The organism is Anaerolineales bacterium (genome assembly GCA_030583885.1).
Taxonomy (GTDB): domain Bacteria; phylum Chloroflexota; class Anaerolineae; order Anaerolineales; family Villigracilaceae; genus Villigracilis.
In genome coordinates this window covers 1,294,539-1,319,302 of sequence record CP129480.1, presented here as the reverse complement: position 1 = coordinate 1,319,302, position 24,764 = coordinate 1,294,539, and the positions used below count along the sequence as shown (strand labels likewise).

Below are 24,764 nucleotides of genomic sequence, written 5' to 3'. Positions count from 1 at the left end.
CAACTCGTTTTCGTTCATCACCGACTCCAACGTCAACAATCAATCTAGAACTTGTCTCAAAAACACCTGAGCATGGAAAAAACCCTAATCTATGAAGGGAAATCGAAGATTTGGGACGCTTTTTTCATTTTTGAGATAACTTCTAAAATCATCAATCTCCAATCTAAAATCCAATCACCCCTTCTGCATCACATAAAACTCATACCCAAAATAATCCGAATACCTGTGAAAGAATTCCATCTCCAGATCCTGCTCATCCAGTACGCGCCGCGCTTCGGGGTCTTGCGGATACTTCCCACGCAGCATGGCGATCCGTTCCTTCAGCGGGTTGAAATAAGGGTCCCACCAACTTGAGTCAGGCAGAGAGAAATGTCCCACCGCACGATAACCCGCCCGCTCCACTGCAAGCAGGTTGCCCTCCACCGAGTCCATGCCGGGATACCCCTCCTGCCAAAAGCGCAAAACTTCCTCCGGCGGGTTCGGCTTGAACCATGAAAGTTCCGTCATTGCCGCATACCCACCCGCCTTCAACAACGGATGCACCTTCTTCAACCCCGCCTCGAAGCCCATGATGTAGATCGCACCTTCCGACCAGATGACATCGAAACTGTTTTCGGGGAATCCCAACTCAAACATCGATTCATTCTGGACGGTGATCTGCTCTGCCAGCCCGGCCCGTTCCGCCCGCCTTTGCAGTTCGTCGAGAAATGGCTGGTGCGTATCAACTGCCAGAATGCTTGCGCCAGTGTGTTTTGCCAGATCAATGGTTTGCATCCCCGGACCACAGCCCACATCCAACATGCGCGGATTGGACCGCAACCCCTCCATCATCCCAAACGCCTTAAGCGTCGAAGCCTCATCGCCAGGACCTTCACGCGGCAGGTCTTTGTGCAGTTCAAAGAAAATGTCGGTCATTGAGTTCCTTTCAAGATCACAAATTACTCTCATCCTTTGGAGTACTCGCTCAGCCGGGAACCAATCTAAAATCACCAATCACAAATCTAAAATCAAGAAACATCCGCCAAAGCGCCCAATACACTCACCAGCGTCGGGTAATCATCCCGCAATAACGTAATCACTTCCTGCGTCGCGGACTCGATCCATCGCGCACCCTCCGCACCCCTAGCTTTCCCTGCCTGCAAAATATGCGCCGCGAGCACTTCACCCACAGGCACATCCTTGCCATTCAAGATATGACGGAAATACCCGAACCGCTCTGTAAACCGTGCCAAATCCTTATCCTCGCACAAATAGATCACATCCAAACTCAGCGGCGGACGCGGCGGCAGCAGGTGATGGATTCTTCCATCCTGCTCATACCCCACCGCCAGCACGGACATCTCCACGGGCACAATGCGCCGTTCGCGGTTGTCCTTCATCACTTCCTCGCTGACGTTATCCGCCGTCACCAACTGGCGCACCAGCCCATCATCGTCGATGTGGATATCGTGGATCAGTCCATAGACCTGATACCCATCCCCCAACGGCGCGCGCACCAGCGCCCCGAACGAAGGCATGCTCAACTGGTTCACGCGGCAGCCCGCGATGAAGCCCGTTGTCCCTGCGCGAAGTAAGCGTCCGATCTCGATTGGTTGTGTCATGAATTACATTCTCCGTAGGGGCGGGGTTTCCCCGCCCAATGTGTGTGGCAATCATAAAAGGGCGCGGGGACCGCGCCCCTACGACATTATCTTCTTGTTCTGCCCTGCAAATCCTTTGCCGACTGCTTGCCGGACTTTTCGCCAAGCTCGCCGCCATTTGCAAGGATCTCCCTTGCAAGCATCCTGTCGATCTCCTCTTTTTCACGGTGGGTGACCACGGCAATTTCATGGGCGCGGTGCAATAAATATGGGAACGGCGCGTTGCCCATGATTCGTGATTGTTCGACCAGGACTGCATGCAAGCCATTCAACATGGACGGGTTTTCCGCCACCCAAAGCGGTATATCCACGCGCGCGATCTTGGGATGTTTTTTATCGCCAACGTTGAGATAAAAGAAATGAATGGCAAGCGCACCTTTGTATTTCTCGGCGGATTTGGCTTGCAGCGCAAAGACCGCCGACCGTTCATGCCCGCCGAGGATCTGGCTGAACAGCCACAGGTCGGTCACACCTGCCAATAAACGATTTTTTCGGACGTTCTTCAATTCATCGGGCGGGGTGCCTGCGATTTCAAGCAGTTTCACGAACCAGTTGGCCCCGGGTTTGTCCACATATCCGCCTGCGATGATCTTCTTTTTCTGCAATTGTTCGAGAACGTTCAAGTAGTCCTGCAAACTTTTCTCGAACTCCCTCGCATTTTCATGATCCACGGAACCCCATAATTCCAATTGACCTTCTGTCAACGCAATGATCGTACCTGAATAATTTTCCGCCATTTCCAGCAGTTTCCTGCGTTCGGCGACATCGCGCTGCAAGGCGATCTGTCCCTCGCTGAAAAAAGTATCGTCGAACTCATCCAGAATACGCAATTCGGTGTCGGTTTTTACCTCGGGCGTATTTCCAGAACCGATCTGCATGGCAATTGCGCCGACATTGATGACATAATATTGCAGCGCATCGTGACGGTTCGGGACGATCTGCGAGCCGTCCGCGGCGATGAGCGTGGCCGGGGACGATGCAGACACGGGGTGGGAGGATGCGAGCGCCTCATTCAGCGGCACCGCGCAGCGGATGTGGGAGTCCGCTCCCCTGGCGGCATCCGCTTTGGAGCGCAGGGCGTCCAATTCAGAACTGAAGCCGGCGAGCAAATTCCGCGCAAGGGCACGGCGCTCTTCGAGGGTCTTTTTCCGCTCGAGGGCGCCCCTGCCGATCTCCTGTATCGTTTCGTGGATCTGCTGATAATCTATGGGCATGGGATTAGAACATTTGTGCAAAATTTTACCCCAAAGGGGATAAAATGGTAAGGAACTTTTTGGAACCTGCAGCGTCTTGAAATGGACAAACACTACTCAAGGAGATTAAAATGCGTACCAAATTTATTGCCTTTGTAATTCTGGCCCTGGCCCTCGTCCTGAGCGCCTGCGGGCCCACCACCATCAACCAGGCCGCCCCTGAAAACCTGCGCACGTTGAACGTAAGCGGACTCGGTGTGGTGTACCTGACCCCCGATATCGCCTACATCAACGTCGGTGTGAACACCCAGCGCGACAATGCCGCCGAGGCGGTCGATGTCAACAAGACGCAGACCACTGCGGTGATCGAAGCCATCAAGGACTTCGGCGTGGACGCGAAGGACATCCGCACCACCAACTTCAGCATCTGGTCGAACCAGCAGTATGACCCAATGGGTCAGATCATCGGCACGAACTATGTGGTGGATAACACGGTCAACGTGACCGTGCGCGACCTCGACAAACTGGGCGACCTGCTGGATGCGGCCATCAGCGCTGGCGCGAACAGCATTTACAGCATCCAGTTCGATGTGGAGGACAAGGCGGAAGCAACCGAGGAAGCCCGCACCAAGGCTGTGGAGGATGCGAAGAATGAAGCGAACGGGTTGGCGGAAGCCGCTGGACTGAGCCTCGCCGACATCCAAACCATCAGCTACTACGATGCCAGCCCGTATCCCTACTTTGAAGGCAAGGGCGGCGGCGGCGGTGCAGCGATGGAAACCGCGGCAGTGCCGATCCAGCCCGGACAACTGGCGATCAGTGTGACCGTCAACATGACCTACACGATCAAGTAAGTCAATTCCCTGCCCCCATCCAGCTCCCCCAAATGCGACTGAAGTTCGTCGCATTTGGGGGAGCTGTCGCGTTAGCGACGGAGGGGGCGGTTATAATCCCATCATTCTCACTCAAGGAGTCTCTTCATGTTAAGAGTCGGATATATCGGTCTGGGATTGATGGGCAAGTCCATTGCGCGGAATATCCTCAAAGCGGGTTTTCCCATCGTCGTCCACAACCGCTCACAGGCGGCAGTGGATGAGCTCGTCGCGGAAGGGGCGACTCGCGCCTCATCCCCCGCCGAAGTTGCCCAGCAAGTGGACGTGGTTTTCACCAACCTGCCTGATTCGCCTGACGTGGAAAAGGTGGCCCTCGATGAAAACGGAATCATGGCAGGCGCACACGACGGGCTGGTCTTCGTGGATAACTCCACCATCAAGCCGGCCTCCGCCCGTATGATCGCGGAGAAGCTGAAGACACAAGGCATATTTTCGCTCGATGCGCCGGTCTCCGGCGGGGATATTGGCGCAAAGAACGCCACGCTGACCATCATGGTCGGCGGCGAGACGGAAGCCTTGGAAAAAGTAATGCCTGTTTTTCAAGCCATGGGCAAGACCATCACCCACGTCGGCGAGGCCGGCGCGGGGCAGGTGGCAAAAGCCGCCAACCAGATCATGGTCGCCGCGCAGATGGTGGCGATGGGCGAACTGCTGGTCTTCTCGAAGAAGGCGGGCGTGGACCCGCGCAAGGTGGTGGAGGCCATCAAGGGCGGCGCTGCCCAGTGCTGGACGCTGGACGTCAAACCGCCTCGTCTATTTGAAGGAAATCGTAACCCCGGCTTCAAGGCATACATGCAATTGAAAGACATGGGCATCGTACTGGACACCGCGAAGGAGTACGACATTCCGATTTCGGCGGCCGAGGAGAATACCAAATTCTTCCAGCAGATGATTCAGCAGGGCATGGGCGAACTGGATAATTCCGCCGTGGTGGGAATCATCGAGAAATTGGCGGGAGTGGAGATCGTTTGAACGTTTGAACGTTTGCATGTTGGAACGTTGAACCTTCAAACCTGCCAACCTTATGACTTTACAACTGGGTTTTCCCGTCCCCGACTTCGAACTGCCCGATCTCGACGGCAGCCTCCACCGCCTGTCCGACCAGCGCGGCAGGATCGTCATCGTCAACTTTTGGTCGTGCGAATGTCCGCATTCGGAGCGGGCGGATAACGCCATCCTCGAAAAACTAACCAAATGGGGGAGCGCTGTCGTGCTGCTGTCGATTGCATCGAACCGAAACGAAAAACTCGAAGATGTGAAGAAAACATCCGAAGCGCGCCGCCTGCCCACGGTCCTGCTGGATGCGGATTGCCGCGTCGCAGATCTTTTCGACGCACAGACCACTCCGCATGTCTTTGTGATCGACCGCGACGGCATCCTGCGTTACCGCGGCGCTGTGGATGATGTCACGTTTCATCAGCGGACTCCCACCCGCTTCTTTCTGGACGAGGCGGTTGAATCGCTCCTCGAAGGGCATTTGCCCGCGCTGGCGGAATCCCCCGCCTACGGCTGCGCGATTGTGCGTGAAGTTTGATAGAATAAAACCGTGATAGAAAACAAACACCGCGCCGGATTTTTGGACAGGATTCATCTCTTCCACAGTCTGAAGGATGAAGAACTTGAAAGTATTGCCCTGAAGCTGGAGGAGCGCACGCTTCCCGCGGATACGGTGGTTTTCGAAATCGGCGCAAAGCCTGACGGTTTTTACATGATCTATAAGGGCAAGATCAAAGTGACGCGCCCGCGCGAAAAAGGCGAGGACTTTCTGGCCTGGCTGACGGCGGGGGACTATTTCGGCGAAGAGGCCCTGTTCGAACACCGCAACCGTTCCGCAACGATCCGAACCGTGGAAGAGACGACTCTCCTGTTTCTCTCGCGCCAGGATTTTGAAATCCTGCTTGCAAGGTATGAAAGGCTGAAGCCGAACTTCCAGGTGGCCATCAAGAGCCGCAAACTGGCGCGCGCCACCATGTTCAAATGGCTGGGTCCCAAGGAGGTCATTTATTTCCTTGCACGCCGGCACAGGATCCGGCTGTATCAGGTGCTGCTGGCACCGTTTTTTGCGCTTTTCCTCCCCATTGCACTTTTTGCATGGGCGTTTGTATCCAATGCGGTCACGCCGGTTGCCGTCGGCGGGCTGCTTTTGATCGCCATTCTGTTATGGGCGGTCTGGGTGGCCATTGACTGGAGCAACGATTATTACATTGTGACCAACCAGCGCGTGGTCTGGGTGGAGCGTGTGATCGGCATCTACGACAGCCGTCAGGAGGCGCCGCTCAGCACCATCCTCTCGGTCAATGTGGAAACGGACATCATTGGCCGCACGCTGGATTACGGCAATGTGGCGGTGCGCACCTTCGTTGGCAACATCAAGTTCGATTATGTGGACCACCCCAATCAGGCGGCGGATATGATCCGCGAACTCTGGGAGCGCACGAAATCAAAGGGTACCCAGGCGCAAAAGGATGCGATGAAGAACGCCATCCGTGCGAAACTGGGCATGACCGTGCAAAAGACGATGGAGGATGAACTGCCCCCCGTCATCGTAACCGAAGACAAGGAAATACAAAAAAAGGGCCTGCTCAGCATTGTGCTGGGCAACCTGTTCAAACTGCGCACGGAGGACGGCGGGACGGTGATCTACCATAAACACTGGATCGTATTGCTGCAGCAGCTGGCGCGCCCTCTGATCTTCTTCCTGATCCTGCTTGGGTTGATGATCTCACGCATCTGGAATCTGGCAGTCGACCCGACCCGGGCAGTTGTGGAATTCCTCGAAACGGGCGGCTTCCGCCCCGATACGGTCGTCGTCGCGATCCCGCTCCTGATGCTGCCCTTCATCGGCTGGATGGTTTGGGAATACATAGACTGGAACAACGACACCTTTATGGTGACGCCCGAAGAGATCATGGATATCGATAAAACACCGCTCGGCACGGAGGAACGCCGCACCGCCCAGATCGAGAACATCCTCAGCACCGAATACAAACGCATTGGCATCGTGGGCTATTTATTTAACTACGGCACGGTATATATCGTCGTGGGCGGCACAAAACTTTCCTTCCAGGATGTGCTCGACCCGGCCGGTGTGCAGGCGGACATCAACCGCCGCCGCATGGCGCGCATCGCCAAAAAGAACGAGGAGGCTGCCGCTGTGGAACGCGAGCGCATGGCGACATGGCTGGTGTCCTATCATCAAAACCGCAATGATTTCAACGTGCCGGAAGAGGCGGATATAGATGAGCTGACCAGACTCAGAAAGGCGGCGGGGCAGGATTTAAGCGAAGACCTTGACGGGCTGGACGACATACTGGATGACCAATCCATGGACGGCATGGAAGGATAGATGGCGCCGGCTGGGACGGCAACCTCAGAGGCAGCACAAAACAAAGAGGACATAGGAAGTATGGCATTAAGAAAAATCGTACATCTGCCGGATCCCATTTTAAGGCGCAAGGCAAAACCGGTAAAAAATATCGATAAAGACCTGCAGACCCTGATAGACGACATGATCGAGACCATGCGTGACGCCCCGGGCGTTGGGCTTGCCGCACCGCAGGTGAACATCCCCCTGCAGCTGACGGTCATCGAATATACAGAAGACGAGGATGACGACGACGAAGAAGAGAATGAGGATGCGCCGCCCAAGCCCAGGAAATTGTACGTCTTGATCAACCCTGAGATCACCAGGGTTTCGGAGGAAAAAGTAGTGGGCGTGGAGGGCTGTCTCTCCATCCCCGGCTTGATCGGGGAGGTGGAACGGCATGAGTCGCTTCAGGTCAGGGCGCTCAACCGCCATGGTCAGCCCGTGAAACATAAAGTCAGCGGCTGGATGGCACGCATCTTCCAGCATGAGATCGACCATTTGAACGGCGTGCTCTTCACCGACCACGCCACCCGCGTTTGGAAACCAAGTGAAGAGGATGAAACCCCGCTGGACTAAAATCGGTCGAAGGTCAAAAGTCGAACTTGCGACCGATACCCTTCGACTTTCGACATGCATCTAAACCATCTTTCCCTCACCAACTTTCGCAGCCTCACCCGCCTGGATGCAGAACTTCCACGGCGGGCTGTTGTGCTGGCAGGCAGGAATGCACAGGGAAAGACTTCCGTGCTGGAAGCCATCTATTTTCTGGCGGCGTTCACCTCCTTTCAAACGCATGCGGACCGGCAGATTGTAAATATCCACGAGGCAAAGAATCCGCTGGCGGTGACGCGCCTTGTGGCGGATTATCAACGCGGCAAAACGAAGCACCGCCTCGAAGCGCGGCTTATTCTGGAACCAACAGGCGTGAACGGTCAGCGTTTGCGAAAGGAAATTCTGCTGGACGGCGCCAAGCGTCATGTCAATGACGTCATCGGTCATTTCAATGCGGTCATCTTCGTGCCGCAGATGTCACAGATCATCGAAGGCGGGCCCGACGAGCGCCGCCGCTACCTAAACCTTGCCCTTGCGCAGGCGGTCCCCGCGTATGCGCGCGTGCTGGGCGAATATAACCAGGCGCTCACACAGCGCAATGCACTGCTCAAGGCGTTGAATGAAGGCATGGGGAACAGGGACCAGCTTGAAGTCTGGGATGAGGCGCTGGTCAGGTTCGGGGCGCAGATCATTTTGTGGCGCATCCAGGCGGTGCGGGAGCTCGAGCGACTCGCTGCGCGCATCCATCACGAACTGACCCGCGGGACCGAGATCCTGCGCCTTGCCTATGAACCGGCCTACGATCCATTGCCAAAGCCGGATGGACAGCTGGGCTTGAAACTGGATACTGCGATTGACCGTTCAGCCATTGAACTGGATGAAATTCAAAGCGGTTTTCTGGCGCGCCTGGAACAGATTCGCGGCGAGGAGATCGCACGCGGCGTGACGACCATTGGACCGCACCGCGACGATCTGCGTTTCGTCATCAACAAGGCGGACGTGAGTAATTACGGCTCACGCGGTCAAATGCGGACAACGCTGCTGGTGTTGAAACTCGCCGAAGTGGAATGGATGAAGGAACGCACGGGCGAATGGCCCGTCATTTTGCTGGATGAAGTGATGGCCGAGCTGGATGCAAACCGCCGCGCCGATTTATTAAAATATGTAAATGAAGACCAGCAGGTCCTGTTTACGACGACAGACCTGACGTTGTTCTCGCCGGAGTTTGTACTTAATACTCAGGTCTGGGATGTGCAAGGCGGGGTGGTCACACCGAGGAGATAAGCGTGAATATCTATTATTACTGGGTGATTGGCGAACTGGCAGTCATTTTTCTGTTCTTTTCTTTCATCATTTACAAATTATGGCGCACGGCAAAGGCAAAGGAAAAAGCAGGGAAACCTAATCTTCCTGAAACCCTGAACGGCAAAATCTCCCATTACACAAAATATATTCTTCGTATTCTTGGTGTGGGGCTTGGAGCATTTGTCGGAGTGGCGCTTTTCATCACCATCGAACGCACCCTGCTGTCTGTGTATATGGAAACTGCGCCCACGCCCAGCGAAGTGACCATCCCCCCCGATTTGGGCTTTGAGGTGGAGGAAATCACATTTTCAAGCGAAGATGGCATCACGCTTGCCGGCTGGCTTGTCCCTTCACAAAATGATGCGACCATTATTCTGCTCCACGGCTATGGCGGCAATCGCATGGGGATGATCTGGCACGCGGAAAAACTTGTGAACGCAGGCTATGGCGTCCTGATGTATGACGAGCGCGCCAGCGGCGAAAGCACGGGGGAATACCGCTCCTACGGCTGGGAGGATACGCGGGATGTGAGGGCGGCGATTCGGTTCATCCAGTCGCGCAAGGCAGGCGAGAAAATCGGTGCGGCGGGATGCTCTACCGGCGCGGACATCGTTGTGTACAGTGCCGCGCTTTATCCTGAACTTGGCGCAATTTGGGGTGATGGCAATTCCACCGTCCGCGCACAGGATTTACCCTTACCGAAGAATCCTATCATGGCGCTGCTAATTGCTGGAAATTATCTGCTGGATTGGATGTACACCGTCAAACTCGGCATCGAAGCGCCCCCGCCCATGATTGAAGTACTTCCTGACATCGCACCACGCCCGGTGGTGTTCGTCGGCGGTGGGAGAGAACGTCCCGTCGTTGGCAGTGAAGCGGAGTTATTCACCCTGCGCTTTGCAGAACTGGCCGGCTCCAATGCGCAGGCCTGGATCATCCACGAAGCCACGCACTGCGATGGTCCCTTTGTGAGAACGGAAGAATATACGGCACGCATGGTCAAATTTTTTGACACGGCATTTGGCGTGACAAGATAACGATGGGGTAAAATTGCCCGCATGCCAGACATGCCAAACCACAATGTCCTCGTCATCGGTTCGCTCAATGCAGATCTGGTCGTCCGTGTGCCCCGCTTTCCCCAGCCCGGCGAAACCATCAGCGGGGGAGACCTGCTGACCATCCCCGGCGGCAAGGGCGCCAATCAGGCCGTCGCCGCCGCGAGACAGGGCGCAAGCGTCGCCATGGTCGGGCGGGTCGGGCGGGATAATTTCGGCCCCCTTTTGGCGGATAATCTCAGATCGAATCGCGTGGACACCTCGCATGTCAGCGCTGCAGATTCAGCCACGGGCACTGCCATCATCCTCGTGGAGGAGAGCGGGCAGAACAGCATCGTTCTTTCGCCGGGCGCAAACGGCAAGGTGACAGCGCAGGATGCGGCTTCTGCACCGGATGCAAGGATTTTACTTTTACAATTCGAGATTCCAATGGACGCGGTTTTGCACGCCGCAAAGCGATACAAAGCCAAAGGCACGACGGTCATTCTTAATCCCGCGCCTGCCCGCCAGATTCCCGGTGAATTGCTCGCCAGCGTGGATATTCTCGTCCCAAACGAAAGCGAGCTGGCTTTACTGACAGACATGCCGGTCACGGACCAAAAATCCGCTGAACTTGCCGCGCAGGAATTATTGAAGCGCGGGGTAAAAACGGTCATTGTGACACTGGGCAGCAAAGGCGCCTTGCTTGTGACAGACTCACAGGCGGCACATGTGGATGCGTTCAAAGTGGATGTGGTGGATACCACCGCCGCCGGCGACGCCTTCATCGGCGGGTTTGCCGCAAAACTCCTGGAGTCAGACAGCCCTGTGCCGCAAAGTGACATGCAGGCGGCTGTCCGTTACGGATGCGCGTGCGGCGCGCTCGCCGCAACCAAACCCGGTGCACAACCCTCCCTGCCGACAAAGGAAGAAGTGGAAAGATTCATCGCGTAGGGGCGGGGTTATCCCTCCCAGCAGGGAAAGCCTGCCCCTACAGGATCTTATGACGCCAACCCGAATCATCATCGACACCGACCCCGGCGTGGACGACGCGCTTATGTTCCTGCTTGCGCTTGCGTCGCCTGAAATCCAACTCGAAGCCCTCACCACCGTGCAGGGCAATGTGCCCATCGAGAAGGCCACACGCAACGCGCTGTCTGTGCTGGAACTTGCACATGCCAGCCATATTCCTGTTGTGCAGGGATACTCACACCCCATGATCAAATCTCCGCACAATTCGGGGGAGGCCGTGCACGGCACCAGCGGAATTGGCAGGGCGGATTTGCCGCAGCCAAAGTCCAGGCCCATTGAGGGGCATGCGGTTGACTATTTGATCGAACGTGTGCTTGCCGAGCCAAATGAACTGAACATCTTCCCCATCGGCCCTTTGACCAATATCGCCCTCGCCATTCGCAAGGAACCTCATTTTGCAAAAGCCGTGAAGGAATTGGTCATCATGGGCGGGGCGATCCGCTCGGGCGGAAACATCACGCCGCTGGCGGAGTTCAACATCCACGAAGACCCGCACGCCGCGCATGTTGTTTTTCATGCGGACATTCCCATCACGCTGATCCCGTTGGATGTCACCTACAAATGCCTGCTCACATCGGAGGATGTGGAACGGTTGAACAAAATCGACTCCCCCATTGCAAGATTTGTCTGCGAGGCGACGGCGCAATACATGGAATTCTATATGAAATATGAAGGCTTTAGCGGCTGCGCCATGCACGATCCGCTCACGCTCGCGGCGGTCATCGCACCGGAACTGCTCTCCATTGAAGAACATTATGTGGATGTGGATATTTCGGGCGGCATCTCGACCGGCAAGACCTTCGCGGACTTCATGAAGGTCTCGAAGAAGCCCGCCAATATGAAAGTTGCACTGGATGTACGCGGTCGAGATTTTGTTGAATTATTCGTCGGGAGGATGGAAACGCTCAGCCGTTCCATTTCAGACTGACCATGCCGAAGCACATCATTTTCGACACCGACCCCGGCATCGACGACGCGCTGGCGATCCTGCTCGCTCTTGCCTCGCCCGAGGTTGTCCTCGATGGAATCAGCACGATCCACGGGAACGCATCCAGCGCACAGGTGACGCGGAATGCGCTGGCAATTTTGGAACTCGCCAATGCCAGCCATGTCCCTGTATATAAAGGCTGCGACCTGCCGCTGGTGAAAGAATCCCTGCTCAGCCCGGAGACGCACGGGAACACAGGCTTGGGCTACGCAAATCTCCCGGATCCACAGACCAGGCCTCAAGTCCAGCAAGGCAGCGATTTCCTGATTGACAGTATCATGTCGAAGCCGGGAGAAGTTACAGTAGTTGCGATTGGTCCGCTGACGAACGTCGCAATGGCGATACGCAAGGAACCGCGCATTGTCGAAAATGTTAAAGATGCCTTCGTGATGGGCGGGGCGATCCAGCATGCGGGCAATACCACTGCCCTGGCGGAGTACAATACTTTCGTGGACCCGCATGCCACACACATCGTTTTTCATTCAGGGATGCCGATCACGCTTACACCGCTGGATGTGACCTACCAGTGCATCTTTACGAAGGACGATCTGAACCGCTTGTTGAAGATCGACTCGCCGATCACGAAGTTCATCGCGGATGCAACCCGCTTTTACATGGAATTTCATGATGAGTATCAAAAGATCGACGGCTGTGTGATCAACGACCCGATGACCCTGGCACTGACCTTCATGCCGGAGATCTGTGATTATCAGGAGTTGTACGTGGACGTGGACATCTCGACCGGCGTGGGGCTTGGCAACACATTTGCCGATTTTTATAATTACGGGAAGAAACCCGCGAACATGAGGGTGGCAATGGGCGTGCGCCCGCGCATGTTCATGGAACTGTTTCTGGAAAGGATGGAAAAACTGGCAAAATCCATTGCGTGACATTTTCAAATAAGCAGTGTTATTACAATCAGGTCGTCATTCAATTTATCCTCCGGAGGAAACCATGCTTGAAAAGATCAAGAACAATTTCAATACCCAGGCCTGGGTACTCATCCCCATCGCCGTGGCCATCAACATCGCCGTGGGGCAGATCGTTCTCGTGCTCAAACTGCCTGTCTACCTCGACTCCATTGGCACTGTCCTGGTTGCTGTCTTATGCGGGCCCTGGGCCGGCGCATTGACCGGGGCGCTCTCCAATATCATTTGGGGCATCGCAATTGACCCGGGTGCCTTCCCCTGGTGGCCCGTCGCCGCAATGATCGGCTATATGGCTGGACGCATGGCACAATGGGGCTTTTTCAAGTCCTGGTGGAAAGTGGTTGTGACTGGTTTTGTCGTCGCACTCACCGCTGCCATTGTTTCCACCCCCATTGGCGTATACCTGTTCGGAGGCATTACAGCCAGCGGTTCATCCTTCATCACCGCCTATCTGCTCCAGACCGGCACAGGCGTGTGGGAGGCAGTCTTCAGCACGAACTTCCTGGTTGAACCTGTGGACAAGATCACCACTGCCATGATCGCCTTTGCCATCGTTCTGGGCCTGCCCAAGCGCACCATTGGCGGTTATCCAAAACCCGAGCAGGTGGAGGTTGAAGGCGGCGCAAACAAGAACCAGTTGTACATCGCCATTGGCGTTGTCGTCCTGCTTGTCCTGTTCGCAGCCTTTATGCTCCAGCGAATCCTCGGCGGATAAAAGCAGGTTTTGTACGTCTTATTGAAAGGAGAGCGGGACATACGTCCCGCTCTCCTTTGTCGTTTATAATCTACCCCTATGCATGAGAGACTTTCCTTCCACATAAAACGGGAAAGCACGCTTCACAACCTGAACCCGCTTACGAAATTAACACTGGTTTTTTCACTCCTCCTGACCGGCTTCCTAAGCAAATGGTATTGGATGCCCCATCTTCTGACCCTCCTGGCCATCCTCCCCTTAAGTTTCGTCGGCAAAGTATCGCGTGAATTTTTCTGGACCGCCCTGCGGCTCATCCTGCCTGCCGCGGGATTCCTGTTCATCATGCAGGCTTTCTTCCAGCCGGTCGGGGATACCATCATCTTCGAGTTCCATTTTTTGAACATCACACAGGAAAGCCTGATGTTCGCATTCAGGAACGCCACGCGCATCATTGTCATGGTTTCTGCCTTCACGCTTTTCCTTCTCACCACCCATCCCAGCGAATTGATGTCCGACCTTTCACGGCGCGGTCTGCCCGGTCAATTTTCGTATGTGATCATTTCGACCCTGCAGATCCTGCCTCAAATTATCGCCAAGGCGCAGACCATCATTGCCGCACAGCGTTCCCGCGGGTTGGATACCGAAAGCAGTTTTCTTAAGCGGGCAGGCTCGGTGGTTCCGCTCGTCGGTCCGCTTGTCTTCGGCTCGCTCGCCGAGGTGGAGGAACGCGCCATCGCCATCGAAGCGCGCGGCTTCACCTCCAAAAAAGAAAAGACATCCCTGTCTGAAATTCCAGATGAACCCTTTGATAAAGCCGCCCGCTGGGTGTTCATTACCCTGGCCATCATTTCCATTTCGTTTAACTTCTGGCTCCCTTAATAAACCCATGGCATTTGTAAACCTGCAAAACGTCACGTACAAATACCCGCTCACGAAAAAGCCCGTTCTGCAGGATATCAATTTGCAGATCAAGGAAGGCGAATTCGTCGCCATCGTCGGACCGAACGGAGCGGGCAAGTCCACACTGTGCTATGCGCTGGCGGGGTTCGTGCCGCACTTTTTCAAAGGTGAACTGACCGGCGAGATCGAAGTGGGCGGTAAAAAATCATCCGAGTCCACGCTGGATGAATGGGTGTTGAACGTTGGTCTCGCGTTCCAGAATCCCTTCAACCAGATCAGCGGCGCGAAGTACACCGTCTTCGAAGAGATCGCCTTCGGGTTGGAAAATATCGGTGTCCCGCGCGAGGAAATGAAACCGCGCGTGGAGCACGCCTTGAAACTGACAGGCATCCTCGATCTGGCGGACCGCTCCCCCTATTCCCTTTCCGGCGGGCAGCAGCAACGCGTCGCACTGACCTCGATCCTGGTCATGCAGCCCAAACTGCTCGTTCTTGACGAACCGACCTCGCAAATGGATCCCATCGGCACCCGCGAAGTCTTCGGCGTCGTCCGCAGGATGGCGCAGGAAGGCATGACGGTTGTGATGGTGGAACATAAAATGGAATGGATCGCGCACTTCGCAGACCGCGTGATTGCATTGAAGGATGGAAAAATTTTTCTCGAAGGCAGCCCCGGTAAGGTGCTGACCTCAGACCTGTTGATCGAAAACGGCTTCGGTGTTTCGCGCTATACGTCCGTTGCAAGGGAGGCGAAAAAACAGGGCTTGTGGAAGAGGGAAACATTACCCGTCACTCTGGATGAGGCGGCGGAAGGGTTTAAATCTTCTCCCGGCGGCGTCCCCGCCGCCGAGGAAGGCGGCTTGAGCAGCCCATCATGAAACTATCCATCAACGACCTCCGTTTCACCTACCCCGCTGGTGTGGAAGCCCTGCGCGGAATCTCACTCTCGATCAACCCCGGCGAGCAGGTTGCCATTGTGGGGCAGAACGGTGCAGGGAAAACGACCCTGGTGAGGCACTTCAACGGGTTGTTACAACCAACCTCGGGCTCCATTTTGATCGGGGATTGGGATACAAAAAAATATTCAGTGGCGAAACTCGCTTCGCGGGTTGGCTATGTCTTTCAAAACCCTGATGAACAATTGTTTTCAAGGGATGTTTTAACCGAGGTTACATTTGGTCCGCGCAATTTGAGGTATGCAAAGGAAAAGATTGACGAGCTGGTCCAACGCGCATTGGCACTGACCGAATTGAACGACCAGACCGAGACGAATCCCTATGACCTGTCCCCTACATGGAGAAAAATGGTGGCACTGGCATCCATCATCGCCATGGACACACCCATCGTCATCTTCGACGAACCGACCACAGGACAGGATGCGGTCAATGTTGCGCGCATCGCCAATGTCATTGCCGAGCTGCGAAAGGAAGGCAAGACGGTCATTACCATCACACATGATATCGATTTCTGCGCGGAAAATTTCGAGCGCGTTATCGCGTTATCAAACGGGCAGGTTTTGCTGGATGGTCACGCCCGCGAAGTGTTGGGCGAAGAAGAGATTTTGGCGCTCACCTACGTCGATCCCCCGCAGTTGACGAGGCTGGGCAAAATGCTTGGGTTAAAAGATACGGTGATAAATCAGGAAGAATTTTTGAACGCATTAAAGTAAGGGCGACCCTTCAATGACAATTGAACAATCGTATTGTAAGGGCGGGTCGCCCCTACCGTTTGTAAACCGTCAATTCCTCATGCCCCGAATCGTTTTCATATAATTCACGTTTGTAAATTACATCATCAAGCTCGGCAATGACAATCTCGGCCGTGGTATAGATTTTGCACCCGCTGACAAGATGCCCGCCGATGGTCATGCCATCGCCGTCCGAGATGGCGACATGCAGGTGCGAACCATGAATCGAGACCGTCCCCGTCATGGAAACGATCTCGAAATATCCTTCATATTCGTTGTAAGAATCACGGTTGGCAAACCGCAAAGTGGCGTGCGTCAGGCTTCCCACGCTGGAAAGGACGCAGCCTGCTTCGATGTTATTCTGTCTGGCATACCCTGCGATGGAGTCGAACAGGTCTTGCTGGGGTTTGAGGCGGAAGGTGTGGGTTTTCATCGCCATCTACCAGAACATAAAACCCGTTAGGGATGTGAACCAGTCAATCATTGGCTGGTAGAACTGCAAGCCGAGCAGTGCGACAATAACCCCCAGCACTGCACCTGCAACAATATCAGAAAGATAATGCACACCCATGGCAACCCGGGCAAGCGCCACCAGCGGCGCCCAAAGCCAAAGTAGGGAGGCAAGCCAGGGCGGGGCAAGAGCCGTTCCGATTACGGCAATCAGAAAGGCGCGGGCGGCATGCCCGGACGGGAAGGAGTGCGGGTCCGTGTTGCGATAGATCCGTCCCCATTCACCTTCAGGTCTCTTGCGTTTGACGAGAAATTTGACGGCAAGCACAACGCCGGCCAGACCTGCCATTCCGAAGAATTCAACAGTCTCCCATTTCCGCCATGTGGAATCGCTAAAGAACCAGGCGAGGATGAGCGCCAGCGCCCAAAACCAGGAGTCGCCGGAATGAGCGAAGAAAATGGCAAGATTGCGTAAAAAACCCGGCTTTTCAGCCACACGGAAGCGGCTGGAGAGTCGGGCATCGAGCTCAAGGATGGAGTGCAGGTTCATTTCTTGCTTGCTTTGACCTTCCCTTTTGTTTTTGAAGAAACCGCTTTTCGGACGGGTTTCGCCTTCTGGATTTTCTTTTTGAATGCCGGTTTTTTGACGGCCGCCGCCTTGCGCTGCTGACGCGCGAGGTCCTCGCGCATCAATTCCAGCTGGTGCGGTTTGTCCACATCCATGCACGGTTCGGCACGCTCCCAGATGATGGCGCGCGCCTTGATGCCGATCCTCTCTGAGGCACGCTCCACCAGGCCCTGCAGGGTGAACTGGCGTGTTGCCAATTGAAAAAAGGTATCCAGACCAACCACCATGGCCTGCCGCAGCGGACTCTTGCGGTTGCCGATCAACTGTTCCCAGGTATCGAGATGGTCTGTCACCATGCGCACATGGGTCACATTGATATCCGCGCCGCAAAGTTCCATGTCCTTCAATCTGGTGTAGGTGCGGTTGGAGGTCGGGAAGCGCGCCTCCATCACCTCACGCGGACAGACGCCGTAGTACAGGTCGTCCTTTGTTTGCATGGTGGTCTTCACCAGCCAGTCCACCATGTCACTTTTGAGCGCGGGGGTGTCGGAGGATGCGACCAGGACATATTCACCTTTCGGCTTCAACTCCAGCGATTTATTCACACCCGCAACGATGTTCGCCAGCATGCGTCCCTGATTGGAGATGTAATGAAGCGGCTTTTTGCAGGTCAGCCCGCTTTTTGGCGTAAGCCCAATCACAATGACCTGGTCCACCAGGTTTGCATCGCCGAGCGCATCCAGGATCCATTGCACCATGGGCTTGCCAGCGACATCGATCAGCGCCTTGGAATCACCATTGGAATAGGCATACAACGGGTCGCCGGGCTGGGGAATCCCCCCGGCGGTGACGATTGCGTTCATCTTCATGGTTAGTTCAACTCCTGCAATTGCGGCTCGAAGCCGAGTTTGTTGAGCATTTCATCCAGTTCAGGCCAGGTCAAAGGGCGGTTTTTTCCCGAAACAGCCACCAGTGCGGCTTCCATCATGTTCGTGCCGAAGGAGCGGCCTTCAAGCACGGGGGTGGTCGTGACAAGATATTTTACGCCCGCCTTGCGGAAGGTTTCCACATCTTCCGCTGTGGTGGTGTTCGTGACAATGACTTTGCCAGTCAGATCATCAGGCATAAAACGTTTGATGTAATGACAGTCGCCTGCGATCACAGTTGCCCATGCATAATATTTTCCCCACTTGGGGGTGCGTTTCTCCTGTTTTTCGCCCGTGGGATAGATCCACTCGAAGGGCAGGCGGCTTGCAATGGGCATCAGCAGTGCCGCCGCGGTCTTAAGATGTTTGACCTTGTGGATGGCAATCGGAATATCCAACCCAAACATCAGGTCGCCATAGATGGTTTCATAACCAGCCTCCGCAAAGGCCCGGGAGAGTCCCCAGCGGTCGATCCCCAACGTGACCAGCACTTTGCGTCCGCGGGAGTTTATATAATCGCCGATTTTTTGATCTAAAAATGCAGGGGCTTTGTTTTCAAGGGTGTTCTTTAACCCGCCGCCATCCACCAGAGGGGTTTTTTTGACAAACCGCACCATGGGGGTCACGGAATGCAGGGTGTACCATTTTCCATCGACAATCGCCCCCAAATCCGCGCCGCCAACGCCGAAGGCGTCCACTGTCCCGTCCAATTCCTGAAACTTTTTCGCGGCGGATTCCATATCACCGTCGGTGCCGATTCGTTCGATGCGGACCTTTTCGCCAAGCAAAGTCACTTCCACAGCCTTGTTACGTTTGGATGAACCAATACTGATGCTGACTGCACGTTTCATATAAGTGAATCCTCCACAGGTGAGATGAAGCCAGTTATATCATAAATCAGGAATCGGATTTGGTCTGAAGCGTGAAGAAAAAAGTCGCTCCTTTTCCCGCTTCGCTGCGGACCCAGATCCTGCCTCCGTGAATCTCGACAATTCTCTTCACGAGGGCGAGGCCAACGCCCGTCCCTTCGGAGTTCGCATCCAGTTTGTTGAACAGCCCGAAGATCCTCTCATGGTGAGCAGGGTCAATGCCCACGCCATTATCCCTGATAAAGAAGATCGGCCTGCCGTCTTCATGTCCATCCTGCCCGATCTCAATCAGAGGATTCGGGTGGGAGCCGGCAAATTTTGCGGCGTTATCAATTAAATTTTGCAGGATCTCGATCAGCCGCCGACGGTCTCCATGGACGGTCGGCAGGTTTTCCTGTACACACACCTGAACGGAGTTTGCATGCACTCTGCCATGCACAAGCTCCAGCGCCTCACGGACGATCTCCTCGAAGGGGACCTCCTGGTGCGGGTTCACCAAACGCCCAACGCGTGAAAGTTCAAGCAGTTCATTGAGCAGGGCCTGCATATTATCGGTGGCGTCTGCAATCCGTTTTGTATCGGCTTTCAGGCGGGCGATGTTCCCGCTGGCTGCGTCCTGTTCCAGAAATCCGAGAAAGCCCTTGATGGTGATCAGCGGGGATTTTAGATCGTGCGAGACGGTGTAGGTGAAGCGTTCCAGTTCACTATTCTTGCCTTCCAGTTCCTGGATCAATTTCTCGCGCTCGGTCTCCACCCATTTCCGCTGGCTGATATCGCGCACCATAATGATGGCGGATTCGGAGGTGACCGCGGTAACCCGCGCTTCAAAGAACTGGGTCTCATCCCCGGGCGGCACCCCATATTCAAACGCATGCAGCTGGCTTGTGGCAAGTACACGCTCAAGCGCAAACATGGTTTGCCCGGCAATCGCCGGCGGGAATAATTCCCTGATGTTCCTGCCGATAAATTCATCGGGCGGCATCAGAGGTGAAATTTCAGCCGACGCCATGAAATCCAAAAACACCCCCTCCTTCGATATCTCAAAGATCATATCTGGAATGGACTCGAGGATGGCGCGCGTTCGTGCCTCTGTGCTTTGCAGGGCGTCCTGCGCCAGCTTTTGTTCCGTGACATCATAGAACATGGATAGAAGACAGGTCTGTTCCCGGATATCCATTAATTCATATATGGCGATGGCATAACGGGGCGCCCTGGTTATGTAGTCCTCGAATTCATAATTCGGATTTAGAATGGAGCGTTTTTCCATGAGCTCGTTTGTAAAGGCTTTCCGTTCCTCCTCGGAGGACCACGCCTCCAATTCCATCATTGTCCTGCCAATGGATGCCTGCGGGTTGTAGCCGGTAAGCTTCCAGTATGCAGCGTTCGCGTCGAGCAGGCGTCCTTCTTCGAGGGTGGTGAGGCAGATCGCCACCGGGCTGGTGTGGAATACCTTGCGGAAGCGTTCCTCGCTTTCCTTGAGTGCGCGTTCCGCCTGGCGCTGTTCCGAGATGTCATAGAACATACAAAGGATGCAACGCTGATCCTTGATGTTTATCAATTCATAATAGGCAATGGACGGTTTTTGGTTGTGTCCCTTGCCTGGAAATTCAACTTCAACGTTTTGCAAGGAGCCTTTTTCGAGCAGGTCCCGCACAAACCTGGCGCGGTCTGCAGGGGTTTTCCATAGATTGAATGCCAATGAGGAACGCCCAAGCGCCTGCCCCGGGGAAAGCCCGGTCAATTGCCAGAAGGCTTCGTTTGCCTCCAGGAATATGCCCTCTTCAAGGGTGACGATCGAAATGGCGATATTGTTATTATTAAAAACCTTGCGGAAACGCTCCTCGCTGGAACGCAGGTCCTGCTCGATTATCTTTCGCTCATTGATCTCTTTTTGCGCCTTTTCATAAAGGCGGGCATTATCAATGGCAAGCGACGCCAGCGCGGCAAGCCGTTCCAGCAGGATGATCTGTTCGGACGTGAATTTCTTTTTTTTATCCGTGGATGCAACGAGCAGTGTACCGACAACTTTTGGGCCGGATTTCAGCGGCACCCCGATCACGGCAGCAAACCCAAGACTCAGCGCTTCGGGGTTTTTTCCGTGCCATGCTTCGTAGTTTTGGGTAAGGATGGTTTTTCCCTGCTCCCAAACTTTACCGTTCAAGCCAAGACCCTTTTGAGTGAGCGCACCGTTGTAGTCTGTAAAAATGCCGTATCCCAGTTCCTGCCTTAATGCGGACTCGTCCGGCAGGAGCAGGTCTATCCCGACATGGGGGGTGTTTAACAAGTCGCTCGCATAGGTGAGGACAGACTCAAGGAGAGGATTAAGTTCAAGGCGGTTGACCAGGCCAAGGGCGGTCTCGTGAAGCGCGGTCAGATATCTCGCCTGGACCTGCAATTTTTCATCCGCCCGCAGGCGTTCTTTCAATTCCAGGCGCGCGTCCGTGAGCGAACGATTCAGTTTATGAATCAGGAGATAAACAAGAACTCCGGTGGCGATGAAAACGGCGGTCAGGTCGCGCGCAAAGCTGAGGGGAGGGTCTGCCCGAAACTGGTAAATTCCGTGCTGTTCTTGAATAGCGAAATACCATATCATTGCCAGGCTGACCATGCCCGTTAACAAACCTTCCCGCCAGCCAAGCAGGAGACCCGCCAGCAGGATGATGGCGAGATAGGACATGGTCGCGACATCGCGAAGCCCAGTCGATTGCGAGGCTTGATAGGTGAGTCCCAACCAGGTGAACGCCACCAAAAAAACGCCCGCACCGCGCACATACCCGCGGTGGAGCATGAACAGCGACACGAGTACGATCAGAATGAGGATCGGAAAAACATAACGGGAGGAATAACTCAGCCATTCCCCGCTCACCCAGCGCCAAATATAAAGGATGAGCAGGACGGTGATGACCACCCATCCAAAAGCATTAATAATTTGCGAATTGTGCGTTTTCTCCTCATCGGAGAAAATGGGAGCGTTAAACAGGCGGCGGAAGCGCTCAAACATGCAATCATTATATAACATGTCCATGACGGAAACCGAGTGTGATGTGTCCTATTTTCCGCCCGGTGTTTCGGGAAAACCCCGCTCCTGTTGCTTCCCTGAAACTGGTTTGTGTTCCTTCATTTGGAAAGGTGTAAAATAATAAAAAAACGATTGTTTCGGGAGGCAGCATGGCTCAGGATTTTCGCAAGGAAAAGGATTCTCTGGGGGAATTGCAGGTGCCGGCAACAGCCCTATACGGCGTGCAGACCCAGCGCGCAGTGGACAACTTCCCCATCAGCGGCTTGAAACCCTGGCGCGCGTTCGTTTGGTCGATTGCGGCGGTGAAACGCGCCGCGGCGCTGGTTAACCATGATCTCGGCTTGTTCAACGACCGCGAAGTGGACGGAAAACACTTCACTGCCAAACAACTGGCGGAAACCATTGCCCAAGCCGCCGCCGAAGTGATGGACGGACAGTGGAACGACCAGTTCGTCGTCGATCCCTTTCAGGCTGGCGCGGGGACGAGTCACAACATGAACTCGAATGAGGTGATCGCCAACCGCGCTACATTGATACTCGGCGGGGAGATCGGCAAGTACTACGCCCACCCGAACGACCATATCAACATGGCGCAATCCACCAATGACGTGATTCCCACCTGCATTCGTCTTGGCGCGTTGTGGCGGCTGGAGGAACTGCTGACTTCGCTCAAAAATCTGCAATCCACGCTCGAAGCGAAGGCGGGTGAATTCGATGACATCGTCAAATCGGGGCGCACACATTTGCAGGATGCCGTCCCCGTGCGGCTCGGTCAGGAGTTCGGCGCGTATGCCAAAGCGGTCGAACGCGACATCGAACGCATCGAACGCTCTGCCAAGGGTTTGCGTCGGCTTGGTATCGGCGGGACAGCCGTCGGCTCCGGCTTGAACGCGCATCCCGAATATCATGCGCGCATGGTGAAGAAACTGTCCGAGATCAGCGGACTGGAACTGCGCACATCCGACAACCTGTTCGAGTCCATGCAATCCATGGCGGATGCAGTGGACTTTTCCGCCTCGCTGCGCACACTGGCATTGACTCTCATCCGCATTGCAAACGACTTCCGCCTCCTTTCATCCGGACCATCGACTGGTCTCGACGAAATCAGATTACCCGCCGTTCAGCCGGGTTCGTCCATCATGCCGGGCAAGGTGAATCCCGTGCTGGCGGAGATGCTTAACCAGGCCATGTTCCACGTCATCGGGTGTGACACAACGGTGGCGCTTGCGGCACAGGCAGGGCAGCTGGAATTGAACGTGATGATGCCGATCATCGCGCACAACCTGTTCGAGATGATGCAGGTGATGATCGGCTCGGTCAATGCATTTACCGAACGCGCCGTAAAAGGTGTGACCGCCAACCGCGAAAAAGCGGAGGGCTGGCTGGGGAAGAACGCGATCATTGTGACGGCCCTGAATCCCGTAATCGGATATTCACAGGGAGCCGCACTGGTAAAAGAGGCACTGGCATCCAATGCCTCCATCAAAGAGCTGGCGATGGAAAAGGCGAAGTCCGGCAAGCTAAAACACCGCGATGAAGACCGGCCCGTGTCAGTGGAAGAGATTGAATCCGCGCTGGGTGACCTGCACAAGTTGACGGAAGGCGGGATTGTCGGCGGAGCCGGCGGCGGCTAGGTCTGGATAAATAAAAACAGGACTCGGCGCTGCCGAGTCCCTGTTTTTATTTTTTTGTGACCCTCGCCCGCATCACGTGCCTTTTCACCGCTCCAAAGCGGTATTTATATTCCTCATCGCCGCGCATGAAATCGAATTCGCGGCGTCCGTTTTCGCAGCACCACTGAATAACGTTCCCAAGCAGAACCCAGCCGGGGGAGAGTTCCATGTGGTCGCGGCTGACACCGGAGTTATACCCCCAGAGTTTATTGTTGTAATCAAAATTAAGCGCTGCCGCGGCTTTCACGCCGTCCACGTCCAGGAAGGCAAGCCAGAGATAGCCGCTTTTGTGCGCGCCGCGAATGACCTCGGACATCTGGTGGCGCATCACATCCTTGAGAAAAAGGGCCTTGTTGGGATCCTGGACCATCAAGTGGAAAAAGGATTCCAACTCGGGTTCGATGTCGGCATCCTTGCCCACCACAGAAAAACGCACCCGCCCGGACTCAGCGGCACGGCGCATCTTGCGTTTGATCTCATGGCGTTGTTTCTTGTCAATGCTTGCAAGATAGTCTTCAAAAGAACCGTTTAACACGATGCGCGGAGTGGGACGATAGACCTCTTCATGATGCTCCCAGCCGCGCGCAGTGGATTCCGCCTGGAGCACGGCAAGCGTGGGAGAGTCATCGGGCAGGTTGTACCAATCGAGGGCAGACCAGTTGTCGACTGCGCTGGAAGCGAGGAAATCCAATACCCCGGTGACGAATCGCGCATGGTCATCCGTCCGCACGATCACGTCCAGATAATCGGAAATTTCAATGCTTCCGTTCAAAAGCAGGGCTTGCCGGCCGTCGTATTCCGCCATGAAAAGCGGCGCAATGCCGATGAGTTTGTCACCTTCACGGGCAGTGATGAGCAGAAGTTCAGCAACCGGCCATTCGCCGCCGCCACGATGCTCCCACCAGGCATGTTGGTATTCATAACGCAAAAATGGAAAATCGCCTGCCGCTTCCTTTAACAGTGCGTTCCATTCTTGCGCGTCGAGTTGGGAAAAATCCTTATGGAGTGTATAGTTCATGGCCGCCAAATTTTACCAGTATAATCAA

The 24,764-nt window shown here is 55.0% G+C and carries 24 protein-coding genes and 1 pseudogene; 16 read left to right on the top strand and 9 right to left on the bottom strand.

Going from position 1 to position 24,764, the window contains the following annotated elements; genetic code table 11:
• Window positions 1-174: 174 nt before the first annotated feature.
• The 3 genes from QY332_06565 to QY332_06555 form a co-directional block, all read right to left on the bottom strand.
• Complete coding sequence (locus tag QY332_06565; GenBank protein WKZ37594.1) at window positions 175-915, bottom strand: class I SAM-dependent methyltransferase; 741 nt, start codon at window positions 913-915, stop codon at window positions 175-177.
• A gap of 92 nt (window positions 916-1,007) precedes the next feature.
• A complete protein-coding gene (locus QY332_06560; GenBank protein ID WKZ37593.1) occupies window positions 1,008-1,601 on the bottom strand; it encodes a hypothetical protein in 594 nt (197 codons plus the stop codon).
• A gap of 86 nt (window positions 1,602-1,687) precedes the next feature.
• On the bottom strand, window positions 1,688-2,854 hold the full coding sequence (locus tag QY332_06555; GenBank protein ID WKZ37592.1) for a DNA double-strand break repair nuclease NurA: 1,167 nt from the start codon (window positions 2,852-2,854) through the stop codon (window positions 1,688-1,690).
• A gap of 110 nt (window positions 2,855-2,964) precedes the next feature.
• Between QY332_06555 and QY332_06550 the strand changes: the two genes are divergently transcribed.
• The 15 genes and pseudogenes from QY332_06550 (at window position 2,965) to QY332_06480 (ending at window position 16,195) form a co-directional block, all read left to right on the top strand.
• Complete coding sequence (locus tag QY332_06550; GenBank protein WKZ37591.1) at window positions 2,965-3,687, top strand: SIMPL domain-containing protein; 723 nt, start codon at window positions 2,965-2,967, stop codon at window positions 3,685-3,687.
• A 120-nt stretch (window positions 3,688-3,807) separates the two neighbouring features.
• Window positions 3,808-4,287 (top strand): annotated as a pseudogene (locus tag QY332_06545) (NAD(P)-binding domain-containing protein).
• Window positions 4,273-4,698 carry an NAD-binding protein gene (locus QY332_06540; GenBank protein ID WKZ38463.1) on the top strand — a complete coding sequence of 142 codons (426 nt, stop codon included), beginning with the start codon at window positions 4,273-4,275 and terminating at the stop codon, window positions 4,696-4,698. The pseudogene QY332_06545 and the gene QY332_06540 overlap by 15 nt, the downstream one beginning before the upstream one ends.
• Before the next feature lie 52 nt (window positions 4,699-4,750).
• Complete coding sequence (locus QY332_06535; protein ID WKZ37590.1) at window positions 4,751-5,260, top strand: redoxin domain-containing protein; 510 nt, start codon at window positions 4,751-4,753, stop codon at window positions 5,258-5,260.
• A 12-nt stretch (window positions 5,261-5,272) separates the two neighbouring features.
• Window positions 5,273-7,072, top strand: coding sequence for a cyclic nucleotide-binding domain-containing protein (locus QY332_06530; GenBank protein WKZ37589.1), 1,800 nt, complete (start codon window positions 5,273-5,275; stop codon window positions 7,070-7,072).
• A gap of 60 nt (window positions 7,073-7,132) precedes the next feature.
• Window positions 7,133-7,669, top strand: coding sequence for a peptide deformylase (gene def, locus QY332_06525; protein WKZ37588.1), 537 nt, complete (start codon window positions 7,133-7,135; stop codon window positions 7,667-7,669).
• Between the two features lie 54 nt (window positions 7,670-7,723).
• Complete coding sequence (gene recF / locus QY332_06520; protein WKZ37587.1) at window positions 7,724-8,929, top strand: DNA replication/repair protein RecF; 1,206 nt, start codon at window positions 7,724-7,726, stop codon at window positions 8,927-8,929.
• Between the two features lie 2 nt (window positions 8,930-8,931).
• Window positions 8,932-9,987, top strand: a complete 1,056-nt coding sequence (locus QY332_06515; GenBank protein WKZ37586.1) for an alpha/beta hydrolase — start codon at window positions 8,932-8,934, stop codon at window positions 9,985-9,987.
• Between the two features lie 30 nt (window positions 9,988-10,017).
• Window positions 10,018-10,938, top strand: a complete 921-nt coding sequence (rbsK, locus tag QY332_06510) for a ribokinase (protein WKZ37585.1) — start codon at window positions 10,018-10,020, stop codon at window positions 10,936-10,938.
• 49 nt (window positions 10,939-10,987) lie between these two features.
• The gene (locus QY332_06505; GenBank protein ID WKZ37584.1) at window positions 10,988-11,944 is read left to right on the top strand and encodes a nucleoside hydrolase; all 957 of its coding nucleotides are present in this window, start codon (window positions 10,988-10,990) and stop codon (window positions 11,942-11,944) included.
• 2 nt (window positions 11,945-11,946) lie between these two features.
• Window positions 11,947-12,894, top strand: a complete 948-nt coding sequence (locus QY332_06500) for a nucleoside hydrolase (protein WKZ37583.1) — start codon at window positions 11,947-11,949, stop codon at window positions 12,892-12,894.
• A gap of 64 nt (window positions 12,895-12,958) precedes the next feature.
• Complete coding sequence (locus QY332_06495; protein WKZ37582.1) at window positions 12,959-13,648, top strand: hypothetical protein; 690 nt, start codon at window positions 12,959-12,961, stop codon at window positions 13,646-13,648.
• A 78-nt stretch (window positions 13,649-13,726) separates the two neighbouring features.
• The gene (locus QY332_06490) at window positions 13,727-14,506 is read left to right on the top strand and encodes an energy-coupling factor transporter transmembrane component T (protein WKZ37581.1); all 780 of its coding nucleotides are present in this window, start codon (window positions 13,727-13,729) and stop codon (window positions 14,504-14,506) included.
• A 7-nt stretch (window positions 14,507-14,513) separates the two neighbouring features.
• Window positions 14,514-15,404, top strand: coding sequence for an ABC transporter ATP-binding protein (locus tag QY332_06485; GenBank protein WKZ37580.1), 891 nt, complete (start codon window positions 14,514-14,516; stop codon window positions 15,402-15,404).
• The gene (locus QY332_06480; protein WKZ37579.1) at window positions 15,401-16,195 is read left to right on the top strand and encodes an ABC transporter ATP-binding protein; all 795 of its coding nucleotides are present in this window, start codon (window positions 15,401-15,403) and stop codon (window positions 16,193-16,195) included. The genes QY332_06485 and QY332_06480 overlap by 4 nt, the downstream gene beginning before the upstream one ends.
• Window positions 16,196-16,247: 52 nt before the next feature.
• On the opposite strand, the gene QY332_06475 is transcribed toward QY332_06480, so the two are convergent.
• The 5 genes from QY332_06475 to QY332_06455 are packed head-to-tail and all read right to left on the bottom strand — an operon-like array spanning window position 16,248 to window position 22,027.
• Window positions 16,248-16,646 carry a DNA-binding protein gene (locus QY332_06475; GenBank protein ID WKZ37578.1) on the bottom strand — a complete coding sequence of 133 codons (399 nt, stop codon included), beginning with the start codon at window positions 16,644-16,646 and terminating at the stop codon, window positions 16,248-16,250.
• 6 nt (window positions 16,647-16,652) lie between these two features.
• Window positions 16,653-17,213: a phosphatase PAP2 family protein gene (locus QY332_06470; protein ID WKZ37577.1), complete on the bottom strand. Its 561-nt coding sequence runs from the start codon at window positions 17,211-17,213 to the stop codon at window positions 16,653-16,655.
• Window positions 17,210-18,100, bottom strand: a complete 891-nt coding sequence (locus QY332_06465) for an NTP transferase domain-containing protein (GenBank protein WKZ37576.1) — start codon at window positions 18,098-18,100, stop codon at window positions 17,210-17,212. The genes QY332_06470 and QY332_06465 overlap by 4 nt, the downstream gene beginning before the upstream one ends.
• A 2-nt stretch (window positions 18,101-18,102) precedes the next feature.
• The gene (locus QY332_06460; GenBank protein ID WKZ37575.1) at window positions 18,103-19,008 is read right to left on the bottom strand and encodes a hypothetical protein; all 906 of its coding nucleotides are present in this window, start codon (window positions 19,006-19,008) and stop codon (window positions 18,103-18,105) included.
• Between the two features lie 46 nt (window positions 19,009-19,054).
• Window positions 19,055-22,027, bottom strand: coding sequence for a PAS domain S-box protein (locus QY332_06455; protein WKZ37574.1), 2,973 nt, complete (start codon window positions 22,025-22,027; stop codon window positions 19,055-19,057).
• A 167-nt stretch (window positions 22,028-22,194) separates the two neighbouring features.
• On the opposite strand from QY332_06455, the gene QY332_06450 reads away from it, so the two are divergent.
• Complete coding sequence (locus QY332_06450; GenBank protein WKZ37573.1) at window positions 22,195-23,679, top strand: aspartate ammonia-lyase; 1,485 nt, start codon at window positions 22,195-22,197, stop codon at window positions 23,677-23,679.
• A 46-nt stretch (window positions 23,680-23,725) separates the two neighbouring features.
• On the opposite strand, the gene QY332_06445 is transcribed toward QY332_06450, so the two are convergent.
• The gene (locus QY332_06445; protein WKZ37572.1) at window positions 23,726-24,736 is read right to left on the bottom strand and encodes a GNAT family N-acetyltransferase; all 1,011 of its coding nucleotides are present in this window, start codon (window positions 24,734-24,736) and stop codon (window positions 23,726-23,728) included.
• Between the last annotated feature and the right edge of the window lie 28 nt (window positions 24,737-24,764).